This window comes from Pseudocalidococcus azoricus BACA0444 (genome assembly GCF_031729055.1).
Classification (GTDB): domain Bacteria; phylum Cyanobacteriota; class Cyanobacteriia; order Thermosynechococcales; family Thermosynechococcaceae; genus Pseudocalidococcus; species Pseudocalidococcus azoricus.
Genome location: NZ_JAVMIP010000011.1, coordinates 35,632 through 57,085 on the forward strand (window position 1 = coordinate 35,632; position 21,454 = coordinate 57,085).

Sequence of the window (21,454 nt, forward strand, 5' to 3'; positions counted from 1 at the left end):
TCCTTGTGAGAACTCCCCATGTCTAGTGCTGGCCGGCAAGCTCAACCTCCCTTAGAGTTTTTACCCCCGACCTACAATCCTGCCGTGCGCTGGGGATTTGCCCAACTGTTGCCCCTGTGGATGCGCTGGCAAATGGGCCTGGAGCAAATTGAAGGAGTTCATTTAGAGCGGCTTGTCCAGGCCTATGAACAGTTTCAACAGGGCCAGGCCCGGATTTTATTAGCCTTTCGCCATCCAAGTACCGATGATCCCCTCTGTATGGGCTATTTACTCTGGCATTTAGTCCCCCGCCAGGCCCGGCAAATGGGGATCAAGCTCAAGTATCCAATTCATAGTTATTTTCTTTATGACCGGGGGATTCCCCTATGGGCCGGGGATGGGGTGGGCTGGTTGTTTGGCAAATTGGGGGGCAGTTCCATCATGCGGGGGAAGTTGGATACCCAGGCCCTGCGCGCTGCCCGTGAGCTATTAGTCCAGGGTGAATTTCCCTTAGCGGCGGCCCCGGAAGGCGCAACCAATAATCAGAGTGAACTGGTTAGCCCTCTAGAACCCGGAATTGCCCAGATGGGATTTTGGTGTTTGGAAGATTTAGTCAAAGCTGGGCGGCCTGAAGAGGTGCTGATCATCCCAATTGGGATTCAATATTCCTTACTGAAACCAAGCTGGGATAAATTAGGGCAAGTTCTCAGGCAATTGGAAACCCAGTCTGGCTGTCAGCCCCCCACCCAAGCTCAGGATCCAGAAAGTCTATATCAGCGGCTCTTTCACCTAGCGACCCATCTCTTGAGCATTATTGAAAAATTTTATCTTGCCTCCTACCAGATCACAATGCCAGAATTACCCCCCTGTCAAGGTGCAAATCAAGAACTAGGCACACGCTTAAAACGGCTCCTGAATATTGTCTTGCAAGTTGCGGAGGAATTTTTTGGGATTAAACCTTCAGAAAACCTCGTGGATCGGTGTCGGAAAGTTGAACAGGCGGCCTGGGAGCGGATGTTTCGCCAAGACTTGGAGCAGTTGTCACCGGTTGAGCGCGGATTTGCCAATTGGTTAGTCCAAGAAGCAGAACTCCGACTCCGGCATATGCGATTGGCAGAACGATTTACCTCCATCACGGGGCAATATGTGCGTGAGAAAACTAGCCCCGACCGCTTTGCCGAAGTTTTATTTATCCTGGCCCGGACGCTGTGTTGGATTGAAGATAAACCCCAGCCCGATAGTTTATTCCTTGGCCCGCGCCGCGTTTGTTTAACCGTTGCCCCGGCAATTCCGCTGCGGGACTATTGGCCCAATTACCAAGAGAATCGTCGCCAGGCCCGCCAAATAGTCCAAACTGTGACGGCTAAAATTGGCCAAAGCTATGCAGAGATTATCGCCAGCCAAACTGATTGATAGCGTTATGCTTTTGAGCCGTAATTGGCATAAGTCAGGAAATTCTTTATGGGCGGTTCTTTTAATATTTTTACTCTCTCAGAACAGTCTGCCTCACGCCATAGCTTTGGGTTTAAGAATGGCCGGACTGTTCTAGGGGAGTTCCACATTCTTTGCAATGGGGAAGATAGGTATAGGTGGGTTGATGACAGTGGGGACAGTCTTGATATTGATGAAAACCGCAGTGGGGACAATGGGGATCTGCTAAGCGAATTTTCCGACCGCATTGGAGACAACGGCATTTTTGATAGCGATTGCTGGCCTGGGTCGCGGGATGAAAAAACAGTCGCTGCCCTAATTTAATTAACCCAAAACCCACGAGGGGAATTAAGAAAATATAGACATAGCTAACTAAAAATAAAAGTTGCCCAAACAGGGTCGTCACCAGGCCGAAAACAACTGAAAAGACTGCCCCAAATTGCAAGACCTCAAAGATTTTCAGAACTAGGGGAATCAAAAAGATAATAAATAAATGCCAACTAATCAGGGCTAACAGGCCAAATTGTCGCTGCCAGGCCCAGCCTTGTACCCAGCCCGCAATCCCAATTAAGGGAGCTAAAAAGAGGACTTGAAGGATTAATTGTTGGGTTGGATGCCAAAAGCGTGCCCTGTCATAGCCCTGTTGGACGGCCTGAAAAGCGGAATCTTCCTGGAGGAATTGAATAAATTTTTGACTGTTGGGTTGCTGGAGTAGGGTTTGCTGGAGTTGCTGAATATCTTGTTTCAGGGTTTGAATTTTTTCTTCATTGGCTTGTAGGGTTTGGCGGGCTTGGGCCGCGGCAACGGTATTAATGGATTGGGAGGGGGCCTGGCCGGCGATTTGCTCTAATAAAGTTGAGTCATATTCCTGGCGGATTTGGCGATTAGCAGCGGCAAGGGAATCGATGGCCTGTTCCTGTTGTTTAATCCGAGTCAGGGTATTACGGCTGCTGGGGGTAACCATGGCATCACGGCGAGCAGCATAGTCTAAGCAAACGGGGGAAAGTTGACCGAGGCGATCCTGGGCTTGGCGGCGATATTGCAACTCTAAAGAATCATTACTTGCGTTCTCTAGGGCAGTCCGAACTTGGGCAAAATCACGGTTGGGTTGGGACTCTGTGGTCTGCTCTCGATAGGCGTACCAGGCCGAGTAACAGGGATAGGCTTGACTTGGACTCAGGGGCCAACGTGCAATATCAGATAGCCCCGAAAAAACCTGCCAGAGAATGAAGATATCAATAACGATAATGATGCCCAGACTGAGTTTATTCAGGGGTTGGGCTTGCTGGCGGGGAGATTGGGCATAGAACCGCTGTATCCAGACCGTGAGGGTTTGGCGCATCCGGGAGACCATGATCAGGCATACCGTTAGAAAAAGGGACAGGCATGGCTTAAGTTTACAGTGGAGCTTTTCGCAAATTATCCATTGATGGCCCCTGGCCAGTCGTGAGCTATAAAATCAGCCTTGCCGCCTGGGTGGAGAGGGACAGCGCCGATGCAAATTTTATTTGTGATCTTTTTTGCCTTTTTGAGTGTTTGGATTGTTGAGCTAACGGTGCATTTGCCCTTGGATATTCTCAACTGGATTCATGTGCCCCAACTAATTTGGCTTGGGGTTTTGGTCGGGTTGTTGGCCTGGGTGCTGGGGGATTGAGGATTAAATCAAGGACTAGAGATTAATTCACCAACCTAGTCAAGGGCCTGGGGATCGGTTACGCTCTTAAGTCCACATCCTTACGTTTCTACCCTTGGCTCACTGTTGTCCATGTCTGCCCCTAGCTTGCTGTCCTCTGTTGCGGTCAACCTCAAAGCAACCCCCCGTTACCAGGCCTATCTGACGCTCCAAGCCATTGCCAAGGGAGCCTATGCCGATGTTGCCCTCAGTCGGGTTTTACATCAGTCGCCCTTAAGTGCTGTAGATCGGGGCCTGGTCACGGAATTGGTCTATGGCACAGTCCGGCGGCAACGCACCCTCGATGTTTTGATTGATCACCTGTGTCGGCAGCGGCAACAGCCCTTAAACCTGCGGTTAATTTTGCGCTTGGGTCTCTATCAGTTACGGTACTTGGGGCAAATTCCCGCCGCAGCGGCCGTGAATACCAGTGTGGAGTTGGCTAAGGGCTGTGGTCTGACGGGCCTGGCTGGAGTGGTGAATGGGGTCTTGCGGGCCTACTTACGGATCAGTCAAGATCGAGACCCTCTCCCTCCCGTGGCGGATCCCCTCCTCAATTTGGCTGTTCAAGAAAGTTTTCCCGATTGGATTGTCCAGGCCTGGGTGGGCCAATTGGATCTCCCGGAAACTACGGCTCTTTGCCAGTTTTTTAACCAGCCCCCCACCCTTGACCTGCGGGTTAATTCTCTCCAAGTCAGCCCCACAGAGGTTTTAGCGGCCCTGGCCAGTGCCAAAATCAAGGCTACCCCGATTGCCAACTTACCGGGGGGAATTCGTCTCGGGCCTGGCCTGGGGGCTATTGCCGCGTTGCCCGGTTATGACACAGGTTGGTGGTCTGTCCAAGATGCCGCGGCTCAACTTGTCACTCATTTACTGGATCCACAACCAGGGGAGACGATTATTGATGCCTGTGCAGCCCCTGGGGGAAAAACCACCCACATCGCTGAATTAATGCAGGATCGGGGTACGGTGATTGCCCTGGATCGGGTCGCCTCACGCCTCCGGAAACTGAAGCAAAATCAACAACGGCTCCAGTTAACCTGCCTCCAGGCCCAGTTGGCCGATAGTACCCAAGTGCAAACCATGTTACCCCTGGCCGACCGCGTCCTAGTTGATGCCCCCTGTTCCGGCCTGGGAACTCTCCACCGCCATGCCGATGCCCGTTGGCGACAAACCCCCACGACCCTGGCCCAATTAGTCAGCCTCCAGTCCCAACTCCTGCAAAATGCCGCAACCTGGGTTAAACCAGGGGGAATTATGGTCTATGCCACCTGTAGTTTGCATCCCGATGAAAATCAAGAGCAAATTGCGAATTTTCTCCAGACTCACCCCCATTGGCATATTGCCCCCTTACCGCCAACCTTTCCCCGCCCCGATCTCCAGTCGGCCCAAGGATGGCTCCAGGCCTGGCCCCAGCGCCAACAAATGGATGGATTTTTTATGGTGCGGTTGCAGCGCGATACCCCATGACCCCAGCCAAGGCCAATAGCAACACCAGGCCCATCAATCCGGCTAAGGGATTTCCACCCACCCCCGTTAACCACTCTGGAATACCCGCACTGGGCCGAAAAAGACCACCCACATTGACCCAGTAATAGCCCGCAACCAAACCCCCATGCAGTCCAATGGCCATTCCTAACCGCCGGCCCCAGGCCTGTTTGGCCCATCCCAAGCTCAAGCCGAGGAGAACCAGACCGAGAAATTGGGGAGCCGTCGCCAAAATGACCTCTAAGGGGCGAATAAAATGTAACGCCGCAAAGATCAGGGCCTGGATCAGCACGGCACTGTTGGGTTGATAGTCCAGTTCTAACTCCTGTTGCAGCCAGCCCCGAAAGAGCAATTCCTCCGCAAACCCTATCCCCAGGCCAACCAGTAGCCCCTCAGGCACAATCTTCAGGAAATGTCCCGAAAAGCCCTCAAAGCCGACCCAACCCAGGCCCCACTGGCTGCCAAAAAGAATCCCAATCAACCCCAGGCCCAGCAACCAGCCGAGGCCCGCTTCCCGTCCAAGTTGCCGGCTCAAGGGTAAGCCATAGAACCTGAAGGGCTGTTTTTGCCGATGAACCCGCTGTCCCCACTCCCGGAGGAGGAGGATAAACAGACTGTAAAGCAGGCCCAGACTTAACCCACTCACGGGGCCAACCTCACCCCAAATTAGATAGAAGGGAATTGCCCAAGGGAGCCAGAGGGCCAACAATGTCAACAAAAACATACCCACCCGGGCCGCGGCTGGGAGGCGGGCCAATGGTTGGGGCCGGGCCTGGGAATACTTATTCGTCCGGTTCAATGGTACTTGTCAATCCAGCCATTTTCAGAGCTTCACAATAAAACTCAGCATGTTCCAAGGCACAGGTAATCACGAGGGCCACACCATTGGTATGGGCTTCCATCATGATGTCCACGGCCTGGGGTTGGGTCAGACTGGGGACTGTTTTCAGCAGGGTTTCCACCACATGTTCCATTGAATTAAAGTCATCGTTATGGAGCAACACCCGATAACGGGGCGCAAGTTTCCGAACTGTAGATGTTTTTTCAATGGTTTGCACAGACATAATGACTGGGCCTCGCGATCCTGGCACTTTCTAATAATTTTGACGGTGACTTTAGTTTAGCCTAGCTCACTTTACAATCTGTAATATCCCCCTGCGCCAATTACTCTTGAGGCCGAGCCATGACTGCAACCACTCCTCCCCTAGCCCCAAGTATCACCCTGCCAGCGGTCGTCATTTATGATGGCAACTGTAATTTCTGTGTCACCTTTGTCAAACTGTTGGAGCAATGGGATCAGGGGCAACGCTTTGTTTATGTTCCAATGCAGGATGAAGCCACCCTAGCCCAATGGCACATCACCCCAGCAGCTTGCCAGGCCGGCATGATTTTGTTGGATCCGGCTCATCCCCAAGCCTATGTTCAAGGGAGTGCTGCGGCTGAGGAAATTACCCGTTTATTACCTGGTGGAAATGGTTTAATTGCGGCCTATCGAAATTGGGCCACCCTCAAGGGCCTGGGAGATGCAACCTACGCCACCCTCCGCGATCACCGCTATGCCTGGTTTGGGGGCCGCAGTCAGACCTATAGATCTCCCTATCCCGCCCCGGCCTGTGGGGGAAATTGCTCACCGATTACAGCCGTGTCATCTGGCCCAGATCAACCTTCACCCAGCCCAACCTCTCCCCAGCCCTTTGACGATGAACTACCGCCAGAGTAAGTAGAGCAATCCCTGTTCACCGACTAATAATTCCCGCAATAGACTAATAATCGCCACCCAAATCACCGGGCTAATATCCACACCACCAATGGGAGGAATAATTTTCCGGGTCGGGACTAAAAAAGGTTCCGTTGGTGTCGCAACCCAATTAAAGGGAAATTGTCCCAAGTTGGCCTGGGGATACCAGGTTAAAACGATGCGTAAAATAAACAACAACGTCAACAGCCCCAAGACCAGGCCCAGACCCAAGTTAATCCATTCAAGTGGCTGCATTGTCAAACCCATGCCCTAGAGTAACTTTTCTGATCTTATCCCCTTCTTATCGCCTCGGATAGTTTTCAATAGAGGGGCCTGAATCAATCGCCGAGGGGGTTCAATGGCTACTCTGCACCGTGGCCATTGTCCAGTGGAGGCCGCAAAACTGGAGAGTAAACAGCCTGCTTCTTCACCTTGCCAGTGCCTTCAGTTGGGGTCATGGTGTTCCTAAGCATCCTCCTTGAGAATGTCGGCCAAAGCCGCCTGGGCATCGGGAAACTTGAACCTAAAACCCACTGCTTGGAGCCGTTGGGGTAAAACCTGTTGTCCTTCTAGAACAACCTGGGCCGCTTCCCCTAAGAGTAACTCCAAGACAAAATCCGGCACGGGTAGCCAAGAGGGCCGCCCCATTACTTGCCCCAGAGTTTGACAAAAATCCGTCATCCGTTGCGGGGTAGGGGCCGTGGCATTGTAGATTCCTGCCATTTGCCCATCCTGAAGGGCCTGGAGCATGATGTTTACTAAATCATCTTGATGAATCCAAGAAAACCATTGTCGCCCTGAACCAATGGGGCCACCCGCAAACAGCTTGAAGGTGGGTAACATCTGCCCCAATGCCCCCCCCAGGCCCAGGACAATCCCAAAGCGTAAAATTACCAATCGGGTTCCCAATGCGCTAACTTTTGCGGCTTCCATTTCCCAGGCCTGGCAGACCGAGGCTAGAAAATCCTGGCCGGCTGGACTCGTTTCCGTGAAGGTGGCTGTTTCGCTGGTTCCGTAATAGCCAATGGCCGAGGTACTAATCAAAACTGGTGGCCGGGGATTGGCCTGGGCAATAGCTTCGACAAGTTTTGCAGTCCCGACTTGACGGCTATTGAGAATTTCTTGCTTACGGGCTGGAGTCCAACGACCTTGGGCCAAGGGTTCACCGGCTAAATTAATCACCGCATCACAACCCGCAATCGCCTGCTGCCAGGCCCCGGAGGTTTGGGGGGTATAGGCCACAACTTCCACTCGGGGAAATTGGGCTGTTGCTTTGACTGGATCCCGCGTTAACAATAAACAATCATCGCCCTGGGCCTGGAGTCGGGTGATTAGTCGGGTGCCAACGAGGCCAGTGCCGCCAGTAACTGCAATTTTCATAACATGGATGCCTGTGGTGGTGAAGAGATTACCCGCAACGGTCAAAGGAAAAGCCTTAACTGAGCTTCAACGCTGATGCCGGCACATCATCCCAAGTTTTCACGGTGCGTAAGCGGGTCAGCCAGCCAGCAGACTTTTGTTCTGGGGTCAGGTTTTCTTCAAAGGAGTGTTGACATTCCTCCCCTTGGGCCTGGTCACAGCAAGCAATACAGGCATAGAGTAACCCAGAGGGGTCTAGCTGTTCACACACCCAAATTGTTGTATCAGATAACTGCTCCATCCGGCCAATAAACTCCACAACAGCACAAGCCCAAACCTTTTTTATTGTAGGGACTGTCCTGCAAATTATGGGGTTCTGGCATAGTTCTGCACTATCCCCAAGCACAAGGTAATCCAGACCAAAATTAATCAAATAAGAATTAGTAGCAATAGTCATGATGAACTGCTATCATATTCTACGGAAAGTTACTAGGAGTAATTCGCAACTATGGACAAGTTGACCCGACGCGGCGTATTAGGGTTGGGTGCTGCGGCAACGGCATATTTAGCCCACGAACTCTATCGAGGTGGGTCAGGTTGGGATGAGGCTGATGCTGCTAATCCTCAGATTGCCCAAGCCAATCGGGTCCTCAACCTCTATTCGGCTCGCCACTACGACACGGACAAAGCCCTTTACACCGGATTTACCCAGGCGACTGGGATTCGCGTCAATGTGATTGAGGCTGAGGCGGACGCTTTAATCGAGCGGATCAGAAATGAAGGGGCCAACAGTCCGGCGGATGTGCTGATGACCGTAGATGCAGGTCGGTTGTGGCGGGCCCAAGAGCAAGGGGTGTTTCAGCCTATTCAGTCGGCGGTTTTGAATCGGGCTGTACCTGCCAATTTACGGGATCCCCAAGGCAACTGGTATGGACTATCCCGCCGGGCCCGGGTGTTGATTTACAACAAAGCTCGGGTTAAGCCCAGTCAACTCTCCACCTATGAAGCCCTTGTAAATCCCCAATGGCGAAAACAAGTTTTAACGCGATCATCTAGCAATGTTTATAGCCAATCTTTGACAGGAGCTCTCATTGCAATTCACGGTGTGCCGAAGGTTGAATCCTGGGCCAAAGGCTTAGTCGCCAACTTTGCCCGCTCTCCCCAAGGTGGTGATACAGATCAAATTCGGGCTGTTGCGGCAGGGATTGGTTCAGTGGCCATTGCTAACCATTACTATCTGGTCCGGTTAATGGAGTCGAGTAAGTCAGAGGATCGGGACGTGGCTGCCAAGGTCGGGCTGTTTTTCCCCAATCAAAAAGCTCAGGGAACCCATGTGAATATCTGCGGGGCTGGCGTTGCCAAGGGAGCACCAAACCGAGCGGCGGCAATTCGCTTTTTGGAATATCTCGTTAGCCCCAAAGCCCAGGCCATGTTTGCCCAAGGGAACTTTGAATTTCCAGTTGTCCGAGGTGTTCCGCTTTATCCTGCGGTCGCCAAGCTCGGAAATTTCAAAGCCGAAACCGTGAGTGCAGCCGTATTTGGCCGGAACAATCCTGAAGCACTGCGGTTAATGGATCGGGCTGGCTGGCGTTAGGGCCTTTCAGGGTAAAATCCCAAACTAGAACCCCTCGCATTTGGAAAATCTATGGCGGCATCAGTCCCTAGCCAATCGGTCTTGGAATCTTTAATTATCGCCCTGGAAAATGATAATAGTGGGGCTGTGGCTGATGCCCTAGGAACAGGCCTAGACCCGAATAGTGTCAATGCGGAGGGGATTCCCCTATTGGCGTTGGCCGCAGAGGTGGGCGCAGTGGAATCCGTGAAGCTACTATTAGCCGCTGGGGCAACTGTTGATCAAGGGGATGGGGATCATTGGACTCCCCTGATGGCAGCGGCCGGGGGCAATTACCTGGAGATTGTCGAACTCCTCTTGGGGGCTGGGGCTGATGTCAATGCTCAAACGAGCTTTGGATTAACCCCCCTAATGGCGGCCGCAGCTAAAGGACAATTGGCAACGACAGAGTTTCTCTTAAAAGCGGGGGCCAACCTGGGAGCGCGCGATCAAAATTCTTGGACAGCCTTGGTCTGGGCCTTGGAAGCAGGGCATACTGAAGTTGTCCAGGCCCTCAAGGCTGCCCGTGCCAAACTGGTGGGATGATTGCTGTTAACTTTCGTTTTTTCCTCATCTTGGCGTTGATTCCCCTCCTAGTTGCTGCCAAGAAGTCAGATGTCACGACCAATTGGATGGCGGTCTTTGCCGATTTGCTGTTAATGACCGGCCTGGTGGGCGTGGCTGTTGCCCTCGATCGATTGGTGTTGGGTCGGGGCTGGCAATCCCTGGAGCGGCTCCTGATTCAAAAAATTCATCCTAACCAGCGGGCCTGGCTGAAATTTGGTTCGGGGTTATTGCGCCAGGCCGGGCGAATTATTCTCTGGATTGCCTTAGTAACAACAATTATCCGTCTGAGTGTCGCCCTGCAACCCCTAGAGCAGCCCCTGGGGAATTTGGTTAGCTGGGCTGGGCTGGAAATTAGCCTGTTATTTAATCGCCCCCTCTTGGATTTGGGCCGCAATAAAATATCCCTAGGATTTTTAGTCCTACTGATTGTTCTGAGTGTGGCGGTTTTCTTTACCTCCCATTGGCTAAGCGAATGGTTTAAGCGCAGTGTTCTCCGCGGCCTGGAGGTTGAACGGGGGGCCCAAGAAACCATTACCCGGATCATTAGCTATTGCCTCACCTTAATTGGCTTGATGATTTTGCTCCAAACAGCCGGGCTGGATCTCAGTTCCCTGACGGTCGTTGCTGGGGTCTTGGGGATTGGGATTGGCTTTGGCCTCCAGAATTTAGCCAGTAATTTTGTCAGTGGCCTGGCGATTTTGATTGAACAACCAATTAAAGTTGGCGATTTTATTGAAGTTGATGGCCTATCAGGCACAGTCGAGAAGATTTCGATTCGCTCTACAGTCGTGCGCACCAATGATAGCCAATTTGTGATTGTCCCCAATAATCGTTTTATTGAACGAAATGTGATTAACTGGAGCTACCAAAGTCCCGAAAGTCGGCTCCATATTCCGGTCGGAGTTGCCTATGGGAGTAACACGGGCCAAGTTACAGAAGCTTTACTGAATGCGGCCCGGAAAGATTCCCGAATTTTGTTATATCCACCGCCCTGTGTCTGGTTTCGGGGCTTTGGTGATAACGCCTATCTGTTTGAACTGTTGGTGTGGATCAATCGCCCCCAAGACGCGGAACCGATTAGAAGTGCCTTGAATTTTTTGATTGAGCAGGAACTCCAACGCCAAGGGATCCAAATTCCTTTTCCCCAACGGGATATTTATTTACATGGACTTGAGGGTAGTTCTAAGAACTTGACCAGTGCCGTGCAAAAACTTCGCAACCAGGCCCCGGAAACCAGCCCAGCCACTCCAACCCGTCAACACCGGGAATTACGGAATATGCTCAGGAAGGTGAGTTATTTTGGCCAATGTACGGATCAGCAATTGGATTTACTCATTGAACAAGGCAAGCCTCGCACCTATCGCACTGGGACTGTCATTTTTCGCCCTGGAGATCCCAGCCATGAAATCTATTTGATCATTTCCGGCAGTGTAGAGATTCGTTCAGAACGATTAAACCAAAGTTTGGCCACCTGCCATGGGGGAGAAAGTTTTGGGGATGTCACCGTCTTAACTGGCATGGCCCGTCTATCTACTGTGATTGCGGTTGAGTCTTGTAATGTCTTTGTGATTAATTTGCAATCCTTAAAGAATCTCCTCCAAGAAGATCCCCAACTCGCCGAAAGTATTGCCAATGATTTATCAGCCCGGCAACAAGTCCTCCAAGAACTGGGGTTTATGAGTGAAGATGGAAATAATGACCGTCCTCTCCCTTCCTTTGCTTGGTTTCGTCAGCGTCTCCAGGCCCTCTTTAATGTCTAACCCTTCAGGCTCCCATTCTTATTGCCCCTGACGTTCCGATGACGATTTTGACTCCAGATTTTCAAATCCTAGACAGCAGCTTAGATCAACTCCAGGCCCGCAAGTCTCAATGGCCCAACGTGCCAATCCCAGCGCGAATTAGGATTATCCAGCAATTGATTCAGGGCATTACCGCAGTGGCTGAGGATTGGGCTAACACCAGTTGTCAGCTTAAAGGCATAGACCCCCATGGCAACCTGGCTGGAGAAGAGTGGACAACCGGCCCCGCGGCAATTCTGATTCAGCTCCAACAGTTAATTGTCACCCTCCAGGCCGAGGGCCAACCCCAACCTCCCCAATGGCGCACCGGCCCCCAAGGTCAGGATATTGCCCAAGTCTTACCGGCCAATTGGCAAGAGAAGTTTATTTGGTTTGGCTATCGGGCTGAAGTTTGGTTAGAGCCGGGCAAACCTCGGACTCAGGGGAAAATTTATCGCCAACCACCGGGGCCGGGGGGAGTAGCCTTAGTTTTGGGGGCCGGGAATATTAGCTCCATTGCCCCGTTAGATGTCCTGTATAAACTCTTCGCCGAAAACCAAGTTGTGATTCTGAAAATGAATCCCTTAAATGCAGCCTTGGGGCCATATCTGGAACGGGCCTGGCGGGCGTTGATCGAGGCCGGGTATCTGGCCATTGTCTATGGGGGGGCAGAAGTTGGGGACTATCTGTGTCAGCATCCCAGTGTTGAGTCCGTCCATATTACCGGTTCCCAGGCCACCCATGATCTGATTGTTTGGGGGAAAACAAAAGCCGAACAAACGGAAAATAAACAAAACCAAACCCCCCGCCTCCAAAAAACCATTACCTCCGAATTGGGCAATATTACCCCAGTGGTGCTTATCCCCGGGCAATGGTCAGCCTCCGAGTTGGAGTTCCAGGCCCGGCAAGTCGTGAGTTTATTAACCCATAATGCCAGTTTTAATTGTGTCGGCGCGCAAGTTTTGGTCATCAGTCAGGCCTGGCCCCAAAAACAGGAATTCCTGAGTCGCATCCAGCAAATTTTGGCCCAAACCCCGCAACGCAAGGCCTATTATCCTGGGGCCAAAGAACGTTATCACCACTTTTTAAGCCACTATCCCCAGGCCAAGGTGATCACCAGTCCTAGCAATGGGTTAACCCCAGACGAGGCAATTCCTTGGACGCTCATTCCCAATATTCCCGATCAGGCCGGGGAGTTTTTCCTAGAGCAGGAAGTTTTTTGTGGAATCTTAGGAATTGTTGCCCTCAATGCTGCTGATACTCCCACTTTTCTCCAGTTAATGGTGGACTGTCTGAATCAACGGGTTCAAGGCACCTTAGGATGTAACTTAATCATTGATCCGCGGACAGAAACGGAATATCAACCAGAATTTGACCAGGCCATTAGTGAGTTGGACTATGGCACGATTACGATTAATCTTTGGGCTGCCGTTGCCTTTTCTCTGGGAGTGACACCTTGGGGGGCTTTTCCAAAACATGACCTAGAAGCGGCTGGCTCTGGCCTGGGGTTTGTCCACAACACCTTTCTGTTTGACTATCCCCAGAAGTCAGTGATTCACGCCCCCTTTATGATTGTCCCGACCCCGGCCTGGTTTGTGGATCATCGTAATTTGTTAGCACTTTCAAAAGCTCTGGTTCATTACTATGCCAATCCCAACCTTGGGACAATTTTGCCGTTAATTTGGGCGGGATTATGGGGGTAGCTAAGAATACTTTAATGGTGGATCAATTTCCTAATTTTTCTGTTGGGCATAGAGTTGCTTGAATTTTTGTTGTTGCACCTTATGATCAACAATTTCCATCGGATAGTCACAGGCCTGGCGTTCTAAGGGACTGATTCTGCCGGTTAATAAATCTGCTGTCTCTACACCTCTCAATTCTGGCAACCAGTGACGAATGTACTCCGCTTCAGCATCAAACTTCTGGGCCTGGGTATGGGGGTTAAAAATCCGCAGGGGTTTGGGATCCATCCCACTGGAAGCACTCCACTGCCAGCCGCCATTATTGGCCGATAAATCCCCGTCAATCAACCGTTGCATGAAGTATTTCTCGCCCCATTGAGGATTGATGATCAAATCTTTAGTCAAAAAACTGGCCACAATCATCCGACAGCGGTTATGCATCCAGCCGGTTTGGTTGAGTTGCCGCATGGCCGCATCCACGATTGGAAAGCCCGTTCTGCCCTCACACCAGGCCTGGAAATGGTCTTGATTATTGCTCCAGGGAAAATTCTGAAAGGGTTGCCGATAGGGGCCTTGTTCTAGTTCTGGAAAGGCATACATAACGTGTTGATAAAACTCCCGCCAGGCCAATTCCTGTTGCCATGTCCGAATTGCGCCTAAGGCTTCTTCACTGCGGGCCTGGGCTTGGGCTTCCCTACTTGCGGTCCAAATGTCTCGAATCCCCAAAACCCCAAATTTCAAGGCCGCACTCAGGCCTGAGGTTCCGGCAATTCCTGGGAAATTCCGATCCGGTTCATAGCTATTAATGGCTCGCTGACAAAATTCCGCAAGACGGGCCTGGGCCGGCGCAACTCCAGGGTCTAAATATAGGGGAGCGTTCCAGATAAATCCTAATTCTTTGGCAGTTGGCAATGGGATCATCCCTTGTTTTTTGGCAATTTCAAGTTCTTGAGTTGTTAACCCCTGAGCCTGGTGGAGTGCTTTAGTGGGTTGGGCTTTCGGTTGTTGTTGCCAATTTTTCCAAAAGGGAGAGTAAACCGTATAAATGGCTCCGGCCCCTGTCCGAATTGCATCAGGAGCGACTAATAATTGATCCCAAAAGGTATTGACTTCAATGTTGAGTTTGCTCAGGGCCTGGGTGACGGCTTGATCTCTGGCCTGGGCATAGGGTTCGACATCACAATTCCAATGCAGGGCCTGAACGTTGAGGGCCTGGGCTAGTTTGGGAATTACCGTTGCGGGTTCACCCTGAAGAATGAGGAGTTGACTCCCGGCCTGGTGATACTGTTGGGCTAAATCTTCGAGACAACCAACCAGATAGGCAACCCGCACTGCGGCAATATCATCACCACCCAAAATTTTAGGGTCAAAGCAAAACAAGCCGACAACTTTTGCGGTTTTTTCCCGCGCTGCCCCCAGGCCCCGGTTATCTTGAATGCGGAGATCCCGGCGATGCCAAAACAGAATCAGGGGTTGTGTCTTTGGGGTGATCATTGCAGGGGCATTAGTCATAGGGTTTAGGGATAAACAACGCGCGGCCATCCTTTCATTAAAATAACAAGCATCCTATTTGTGTATCTCAAGAGCAAAAGGGAATTGTTGAAATTGCCACATCCCTATCTCAAGATTTAAAACCTGTGGATCATGAAGAAGAGAATCACGGCTATTTTAAATTGGGCCAGTCAAGCTTCTTTCCGTTTCCCTTGTTTGAGCAATCTTTTAGAAGGTCAAAGCCAATCCACCACCACCACCGGTGAGAGGGTCAAACAAGGGATAAAATTAAAGCTCCAGGATGACTAACCTTAAGCATCATAGGAGAAACCCTCTGTGACTGTGCGTGTCCGTATTGCCCCCAGCCCGACCGGAAATTTACACATTGGGACAGCCCGTACAGCAGTCTTTAACTGGCTCTACGCCCGACATCACAACGGGACGTTTATTCTCCGAGTTGAAGATACAGATCTAGAACGGTCACGCCCTGAATATACAGACAATATTTTGACGGGCCTGGCCTGGTTGGGATTGCAGTGGGATGAGGGGCCTGCATTTCAATCTCAACGGACGGAACTCTATCAACAGGCCATTCAAACCCTCCTAGACAATGGCCAGGCCTACTACTGCTATTGCACTCCAGCAGAACTTGATGCCATGCGCCAGGCCCAGAAGGCGAGCGGCCAGGCCCCCCGCTATGATAATCGCCATCGAAATTTAACCCTAGCCGAACAAGCCGCCTTTGTTGCCGCCGGCCGTCAGCCCGTAATTCGCTTCAAAATTGCAGATGACCAAGAAATTCGCTGGACAGACCTAGTGCGGGGTGAGGTTTCTTGGCAGGGGCGCGATCTGGGGGGTGATATGGTGATTGCTCGCGCTGCCCCGGCTGGAGAAATTGGCCCGCCCCTCTACAACCTAGTCGTGGTCGTGGATGACATTGACATGGGGATTACCCAGGTGATTCGCGGTGAGGATCATATTGGCAACACCCCCAAGCAAATTCTCCTTTACGAGGCCCTGCAAGCAACCGTACCTCAATTTGCCCATACCCCCTTAATTTTGAATCAGTCTGGCCAGAAACTCTCAAAGCGCGATGGTGTAACCTCAATTTCTGATTTTCAGGCCATGGGCTATGTCGCTCCTGCCCTAGTCAACTACATGACCCTTTTGGGATGGTCGCCGGTGGAAGGTATGGCCGAAATTTTTACCCTAGAGGAAGCGGCCAAATACTTCAGTTTTGAACGAGTCAATCGGGCTGGGGCCAAGTTTGATTGGGACAAACTCAATTGGCTCAACAGTCAATATCTCCACTCCATGCCTGTTCCTGATTTACTGCAAGCATTAATGCCAATTTGGCAAGGGGCTGGCTATCAGTTTGAGATTGAAACCGACCAGGCCTGGTTAGAACCTTTAACCGCACTGCTCCAGGCCAGCCTGACCAAACTGACGGATGCCATTGAGCAAGCAGCACCTTTCTTTGCAACCATGATTACCTGTGATCCGGAAGCAACGGCCCAACTCGCTCAACCCGATAGCAGAAAAGCTCTAGAGTTGATCCTGGCCTATCGGCAAGAGCCATCTGAACTAACCCCTGAAATTGTCAACGAAGTCATTAAAAAAGTAACTAAAGAGTTGGGAGTCAAAAAGGGCCTGGTGATGCGATCCCTACGTTCTGCGTTAATGGGCAGTGTTCACGGGCCGGACTTAATTACATCGTGGCTAATTCTATCGCAACGACAATTAGATATCCCTCGGATCAGGAAAGCTCAAGGTCAACTTTAACGCTATATCGGGAAATCTTCAGTGATGACCTCCCAAACGATGTCAAAGTCAATATCAAAAGATTCATAAGATTGCGACTGTGAGTTTACAGAACAGTTTGGCTAATCCCATACCTGCTGAGATCGCAACTTTCATAAACAAAAAACCGCCCTCAATCAAGAAAGCGGTTTCATAGACCATCAATTATTGACTTAGAGTCAGGTTTTAACCATTAATGCTCGGAGCAATGAAAGCCACAGGAGCAGACTCAGCCGAAGCCAAATCCAAGGGGAAGTTGTGAGCATTCCGCTCGTGCATGACTTCCATGCCCAAGTTGGCCCGGTTGATGATGTCAGCCCAGGTATTGATCACATTACCTTTGGAATCAATCACACTATGGTTGAAGTTGAAGCCGTTAAGGTTGAAAGCCATGGTGCTGATGCCCAAAGCAGTAAACCAGATGCCAACCACCGGCCAAGCCGCTAAAAAGAAGTGCAAAGCCCGGCTGTTGTTGAAGCTGGCATATTGGAAAATCAAGCGGCCAAAGTAACCATGAGCGGCAACAATGTTGTAGGTTTCTTCTTCTTGACCGAATTTGTAACCATAGTTTTGCGACTCGGTTTCGGTGGTTTCCCGGATCAAGGAAGAAGTTACCAAGGAACCGTGCATGGCAGAGAACAAGCTACCCCCGAAGACACCAGCCACACCAATTTGGTGGAAAGGATGCATGAGAATGTTGTGCTCGGCCTGGAAGACAATCATGAAGTTGAAAGTACCGGAAATACCCAAAGGCATCCCGTCTGAGAAAGAACCTTGACCAATGGGATAGATCAAGAAAACGGCAAAAGCAGAAGCCAAAGGAGCGGAGTAGGCAACGCAAATCCAGGGGCGCATTCCCAAACGGTAGGACAATTCCCACTGCCGCCCCATGTAGCAAGAAGCCCCGAGCAAGAAGTGGAAAATCACCAACTGGTAAGGGCCACCGTTGTAAAGCCATTCATCTAAGGAAGCAGCTTCCCAAATCGGGTAGAAGTGCAAACCAATGGCGTTGGAAGACGGAATTACAGCACCCGTAATGACGTTGTTGCCAAAGATCAAAGAACCAGCAACGGGTTCCCGGATGCCATCAATATCGACAGGAGGAGCAGCAATGAAGGCAATTACAAAGCAAGTCGTAGCGGCTAAGAGGGTTGGGATCATGATCACGCCGAACCAGCCGATATAAATCCGGTTGTCGGTACTGGTGATCCAATTACAAAACCGCTCCCATGCGCTCGCACTCTCGCGGCGTTGAATGGTCGTAGTCATATTGGTATAAGGCCAAATAAAGAGCAAGATTTCTGATTGCTTAATTGAAGTAATAAGTAAGCCCTCAGATTAGTTAATACTCTAAAACAATTACCCGGACTGGCCGTTAATTATTGAAATATATTTACAGTTGTTCATGTTGGGATATATGCAGACATAAAACTTAATCAATAAATGCAACAAAACCCGATGATTATTTGCAATGAGTAACATTTCTAGAAATTTAGATACATTACCCCATTAAACATCGCTAACGTGCCACCACCCCAGGCCTGGGCCAATAAACCGCACCATGATCCAAATCAGGCCTAAAAGAACAATCCCAGTCCAAGTGCTCCGGGTCACAATTTTTTGAATTTGACTGGCCTGGGACTTTGTTAACGGCAACCAGGAGACAACAGGCTCCTCCTGCCCATATTTTTCACCTAAGGTTTCTTTCCGCCGCTTTGAATCACCCATAATTTTGGTCTCCCATCCTTGAGCCTATTTTATCTATTCTTTGGAAGATTTCGATGAATTTAGCCACGGTAATCCTACTTCCTCAGAATTTAATTAAGGAAGCAGATGCGTGGATACTTTAATACTTAAGGCTTTTTAACAGTTTTCGAGAAGACTAAATGATCTTGGTATAATTACAGCGATTTCCTCAGTCTAAAAGGAGCGGCAATGACCAACTGGCAACGGATTCCGGGGGGAGTTACAGCCCCAAAAGGGTATCGAGCCGCTGGGATGCGGGCTGGGCTAAAACCATCAGGACTCCCTGACTTAGCCTTGATTGTTTCTGATGTGCCGGCCATTGCTGCGGGAGTTTTTACCACCAGCCAAGTCCGAGCCGCCTGCGTGGATTATTGTCGCCAACGTTTACAAGCTAAATCTACGGCCCAGGCCATTTTGTGTAATGCCGGCCAGGCCAATGCTGCGACTGGGGCACAGGGTTGGGCCACCGTCCTAGAACAAGCCCAAATTGTCAGCCAGTCCTTGGAGATTTCCGCTGATGCCGTCTTGGTGGCCTCCACGGGGGTGATTGGCAAACAAATCCCGATTGAGAAAATTCGTGCCGCTGTCCCCGAACTGAAAACGCTGCTCTCGGAAACAGGGTCAGAATCCGCCTCCCAGGCCATCATGACCACGGATCTGGTTCCCAAAACTATTGCCCTAGAAGCAAAATTAGGGGATCAAACGATTCGGGTCGGGGGCATTGCCAAAGGCTCAGGTATGATTCATCCCAACATGGCCACAATGCTGGCCTTTGTCACCTGTGACGCAGCGGTTTCCCCCCACTTATGGCAAGAAATGGTTAGCCAGGCCAATGACAACAGCTTTAACCAAATCACCGTAGATGGCGACACCAGCACCAACGACAGCCTGATTGCTCTGGCCAATGGTCAATCCCGGACTCCCGCCATTACTGAACCTGGCCCAGCCGCGGATCTCTTAGCAGGGATGTTAACTGAAGTTTGCGCCTATCTGGCTAAGTCCATTGCTCGCGACGGCGAAGGGGCCACCTGTTTGTTAGAAGTCGAAGTGAGTGGAGCCAGTGATGGGGCCGCCGCCCGCCAAGTCGCTCGTACCATTGCCGGATCCATGTTGTTTAAGTCGGCTGTCTTTGGCCGAGATCCCAACTGGGGCCGGATTGCAGCAGCGGCCGGGCGGGCAGGTGTCTTTTTTGATCAGGAAAACTTACAAATTCAATTGGGAGATTTTTTACTGATGCAGCGGGGCCAACCCCTGAACTATGACAAAGCCGCCGCCAATGCCTACCTGACTCACCAGGCCCAACTCAGTAACCAAGGGGGGCAATCTGTAGAACATCCCGTCCTCGTCAAAGTCAGCATTGGTCAAGGGCCGGGAACTGGGCGGGCCTGGGGCTGCGACCTGAGTTATGACTATGTAAAAATCAATGCTGAGTACACCACATAAGGATATGAAACCAATTGTTTGACTCGGTCGTTAGGATAGAAGCGTTGTACCGACTGGCTGATTTGAATCTTCGGTATTTACAGGGCATCGTCATTCTATGAACCCCCAGGAATTACTGAAGCGTTATGCCAGTGGTCAGCGCGATTTCAACCGGGCCAGTCTTAGCAATGCTGAGTTAATTAATCTAGACCTATCTGGGATTAATTTAGCCCGGGCTGACTTGGAATGGGTGAACCTGAGTGGCACCAAGCTGAACAACGCTAACTTAAGTGGGGCCGAACTGATCAATGCCATCTTGATTAAAACAGACCTCTCCCAGGCCAACCTCACGGGTGTTAACCTCAGCCGCACAGATTTGAGTTGGGCTAACCTGAGTCACACAAACCTCAGTCGCTCGGAACTCAGCGAAGCGACACTGCGGGGGGCGAATCTAGAGGGGGCTGACCTCAGTCGGGTGGATTTAGCTGAGGCAGATCTGCGGGGCCTGGGATTTAATCAAGTCAACCTGCGGGGGGCAAATCTCCAGGGGGCCAATCTCCACAACACAGAACTAGTTCAGGCAGACCTAGGACGAGTCGACTTAATTGAGGCCGATTTAAGCAATGCCAATCTCAGTGGGGCCAATTTGAGTGGAGCTAACCTCAGTCGTGCCAATCTGGCTAATGCGAATTTAAGTGGGGCGGATCTGAGTCGGGTGGATTTAACGGAAGTCAAGCTTAGTGAAGCCAACCTGACCAAAGCTAACCTCAGCGGGGCAGAACTGGGGAAAGCCGATCTCTCCGCCCTCGAGTTGTGTGATGTCAATTTGAGCGGTGCTAACTTAAGTGGCGCTAACTTGGCCAATACTAATCTGAGTCGGGCCGATCTGAGTGGGGCCAACTTACGGGGGGTTAATCTCAGTCGGGCCAAACTGGTGGGGACTAATTTACGGGGGGCGAACTTGGTCGGGGCCAATTTGACCGGGGCAACTTTAGATGGGGCGGACTTATCCCAGGCCGATATGCGCAGTGCCAACCTGAGTGGCCTTCTCTTAAATGGGGTGATTTTGCGGGGCGCGAATCTCAGCGGGGCTAATTTACGGGAAATCGAACTCAACCAGGCCAACCTCAGTCGCGCTGATCTGATTGAGGCTAACCTGAGTCGGGCTAAAATGGCTGGCGTTAACTTGAGTCGGGCCACCCTCAGCGAAGCCAATATGAGCCGAGCCACCCTCAGTGGAGCCACCCTCAGCCGCGTTACCCTCAGTGGGGACACCATTGGCAAAGTGGATTTAAGCGGTGTGAACTTGAGTGGGGCTGATTTGGGAGATGCGCAACTCCTTGGGGCTAACCTGTCTCGGGCAGACCTGACTCGTGTTAATCTGACCGCCGCCGATTTAAGTAGTTCTAATCTCAGTGAAGTGGATTTGCGGGGAACGATCATGCCCGATGGCCGCCGCCGTAATTAAGCCTGACATTGCTCAACCGTGATTGATTGATGCGGAAGCCTCGATCAAAATTGATAAGGTGTGAAACCGGGCCTGGGGGAAGACAGTTAGCTGGCTGTGGGAATTTCCAGAAAATACTCATAATCTGCGGGCTTAATCAAAACCTCTTCCCCAAGCAACTGCTGCATTTCATCGACTTTTTGGACGGGCAATGGATAGCAGTCAGCCAAGGAATTACGCAA

General features: G+C 51.1%; 21 protein-coding genes. 11 read left to right on the forward strand and 10 right to left on the reverse strand.

Going from position 1 to position 21,454, the window contains the following annotated elements; all coding sequences use genetic code 11:
* Positions 1 to 18 precede the first annotated feature (18 nt).
* Positions 19 to 1,392, forward strand: coding sequence for a 1-acyl-sn-glycerol-3-phosphate acyltransferase (locus RIF25_RS11010; protein ID WP_322878590.1), 1,374 nt, complete (start codon positions 19 to 21; stop codon positions 1,390 to 1,392).
* Positions 1,393 to 1,504: 112 nt separating this feature from the next.
* Here the strand turns inward: RIF25_RS11010 and RIF25_RS11015 are convergent, their stop codons facing one another.
* Positions 1,505 to 2,764 carry a hypothetical protein gene (locus RIF25_RS11015; protein WP_322878591.1) on the reverse strand — a complete coding sequence of 420 codons (1,260 nt, stop codon included), beginning with the start codon at positions 2,762 to 2,764 and terminating at the stop codon, positions 1,505 to 1,507.
* A gap of 141 nt (positions 2,765 to 2,905) precedes the next feature.
* Between RIF25_RS11015 and RIF25_RS11020 the strand changes: the two genes are divergently transcribed.
* Entirely contained in the window at positions 2,906 to 3,064 is a 159-nt protein-coding gene (locus tag RIF25_RS11020; protein WP_322878592.1) for a hypothetical protein, read from the forward strand.
* Between the two features lie 111 nt (positions 3,065 to 3,175).
* Positions 3,176 to 4,552, forward strand: a complete 1,377-nt coding sequence (locus RIF25_RS11025; protein WP_322878593.1) for a 16S rRNA (cytosine(967)-C(5))-methyltransferase — start codon at positions 3,176 to 3,178, stop codon at positions 4,550 to 4,552.
* Here RIF25_RS11025 and RIF25_RS11030 read toward each other — a convergent pair.
* The gene (locus RIF25_RS11030) at positions 4,521 to 5,369 is read right to left on the reverse strand and encodes a CPBP family intramembrane glutamic endopeptidase (protein ID WP_322878594.1); all 849 of its coding nucleotides are present in this window, start codon (positions 5,367 to 5,369) and stop codon (positions 4,521 to 4,523) included. The two genes, RIF25_RS11025 and RIF25_RS11030, sit on opposite strands and share 32 nt — an antisense overlap.
* On the reverse strand, positions 5,353 to 5,634 hold the full coding sequence (gene clpS / locus RIF25_RS11035; RefSeq protein WP_015123005.1) for an ATP-dependent Clp protease adapter ClpS: 282 nt from the start codon (positions 5,632 to 5,634) through the stop codon (positions 5,353 to 5,355). The genes RIF25_RS11030 and clpS overlap by 17 nt, the downstream gene beginning before the upstream one ends.
* Before the next feature lie 119 nt (positions 5,635 to 5,753).
* On the opposite strand from clpS, the gene RIF25_RS11040 reads away from it, so the two are divergent.
* Positions 5,754 to 6,290, forward strand: coding sequence for a thiol-disulfide oxidoreductase DCC family protein (locus tag RIF25_RS11040; RefSeq protein WP_322878595.1), 537 nt, complete (start codon positions 5,754 to 5,756; stop codon positions 6,288 to 6,290).
* On the opposite strand, the gene RIF25_RS11045 is transcribed toward RIF25_RS11040, so the two are convergent.
* From RIF25_RS11045 to RIF25_RS11055, 3 genes are all read right to left on the reverse strand, one after another.
* Entirely contained in the window at positions 6,276 to 6,563 is a 288-nt protein-coding gene (locus tag RIF25_RS11045; protein ID WP_322878596.1) for a YggT family protein, read from the reverse strand. The genes RIF25_RS11040 and RIF25_RS11045 overlap by 15 nt on opposite strands.
* A gap of 210 nt (positions 6,564 to 6,773) precedes the next feature.
* Positions 6,774 to 7,688, reverse strand: a complete 915-nt coding sequence (gene thyD / locus RIF25_RS11050) for a thylakoid membrane protein ThyD (RefSeq protein ID WP_322878597.1) — start codon at positions 7,686 to 7,688, stop codon at positions 6,774 to 6,776.
* Positions 7,689 to 7,743: 55 nt separating this feature from the next.
* Entirely contained in the window at positions 7,744 to 7,968 is a 225-nt protein-coding gene (locus tag RIF25_RS11055; protein ID WP_322878598.1) for a glycogen debranching protein, read from the reverse strand.
* Between the two features lie 207 nt (positions 7,969 to 8,175).
* On the opposite strand from RIF25_RS11055, the gene RIF25_RS11060 reads away from it, so the two are divergent.
* The 4 genes from RIF25_RS11060 to RIF25_RS11075 are packed head-to-tail and all read left to right on the forward strand — an operon-like array spanning position 8,176 to position 13,327.
* Positions 8,176 to 9,261: a Fe(3+) ABC transporter substrate-binding protein gene (locus RIF25_RS11060; protein ID WP_322878599.1), complete on the forward strand. Its 1,086-nt coding sequence runs from the start codon at positions 8,176 to 8,178 to the stop codon at positions 9,259 to 9,261.
* A 51-nt stretch (positions 9,262 to 9,312) separates the two neighbouring features.
* Positions 9,313 to 9,825, forward strand: a complete 513-nt coding sequence (locus RIF25_RS11065; protein ID WP_322878600.1) for an ankyrin repeat domain-containing protein — start codon at positions 9,313 to 9,315, stop codon at positions 9,823 to 9,825.
* Positions 9,822 to 11,606: a mechanosensitive ion channel domain-containing protein gene (locus tag RIF25_RS11070; protein WP_322878601.1), complete on the forward strand. Its 1,785-nt coding sequence runs from the start codon at positions 9,822 to 9,824 to the stop codon at positions 11,604 to 11,606. Before RIF25_RS11065 ends, RIF25_RS11070 begins: the two co-directional genes overlap by 4 nt.
* A 38-nt stretch (positions 11,607 to 11,644) precedes the next feature.
* On the forward strand, positions 11,645 to 13,327 hold the full coding sequence (locus RIF25_RS11075; RefSeq protein WP_322878602.1) for an aldehyde dehydrogenase family protein: 1,683 nt from the start codon (positions 11,645 to 11,647) through the stop codon (positions 13,325 to 13,327).
* Positions 13,328 to 13,357: 30 nt separating this feature from the next.
* Here RIF25_RS11075 and RIF25_RS11080 read toward each other — a convergent pair whose 3' ends face one another.
* On the reverse strand, positions 13,358 to 14,818 hold the full coding sequence (locus RIF25_RS11080) for an FAD-binding domain-containing protein (protein WP_322878603.1): 1,461 nt from the start codon (positions 14,816 to 14,818) through the stop codon (positions 13,358 to 13,360).
* A 315-nt stretch (positions 14,819 to 15,133) separates the two neighbouring features.
* On the opposite strand from RIF25_RS11080, the gene gltX reads away from it, so the two are divergent.
* Positions 15,134 to 16,579, forward strand: a complete 1,446-nt coding sequence (gene gltX / locus RIF25_RS11085; RefSeq protein WP_322878604.1) for a glutamate--tRNA ligase — start codon at positions 15,134 to 15,136, stop codon at positions 16,577 to 16,579.
* Positions 16,580 to 16,783: 204 nt separating this feature from the next.
* On the opposite strand, the gene psbA is transcribed toward gltX, so the two are convergent.
* Complete coding sequence (gene psbA / locus RIF25_RS11090) at positions 16,784 to 17,866, reverse strand: photosystem II q(b) protein (protein WP_322878605.1); 1,083 nt, start codon at positions 17,864 to 17,866, stop codon at positions 16,784 to 16,786.
* 240 nt (positions 17,867 to 18,106) lie between these two features.
* On the reverse strand, positions 18,107 to 18,325 hold the full coding sequence (locus RIF25_RS11095) for a DUF2839 domain-containing protein (protein WP_322878606.1): 219 nt from the start codon (positions 18,323 to 18,325) through the stop codon (positions 18,107 to 18,109).
* Between the two features lie 207 nt (positions 18,326 to 18,532).
* Between RIF25_RS11095 and argJ the strand changes: the two genes are divergently transcribed.
* Both argJ and RIF25_RS11105 read left to right on the forward strand, forming a co-directional pair.
* Positions 18,533 to 19,786 (forward strand): bifunctional glutamate N-acetyltransferase/amino-acid acetyltransferase ArgJ, encoded by a 1,254-nt coding sequence (gene argJ, locus RIF25_RS11100; RefSeq protein WP_322878607.1) that lies wholly within the window; start codon positions 18,533 to 18,535, stop codon positions 19,784 to 19,786.
* Positions 19,787 to 19,883: 97 nt separating this feature from the next.
* On the forward strand, positions 19,884 to 21,233 hold the full coding sequence (locus RIF25_RS11105) for a pentapeptide repeat-containing protein (protein WP_322878608.1): 1,350 nt from the start codon (positions 19,884 to 19,886) through the stop codon (positions 21,231 to 21,233).
* A gap of 86 nt (positions 21,234 to 21,319) precedes the next feature.
* Here RIF25_RS11105 and RIF25_RS11110 read toward each other — a convergent pair whose 3' ends face one another.
* Positions 21,320 to 21,454 (reverse strand): hypothetical protein, encoded by a 135-nt coding sequence (locus RIF25_RS11110; protein ID WP_322878609.1) that lies wholly within the window; start codon positions 21,452 to 21,454, stop codon positions 21,320 to 21,322.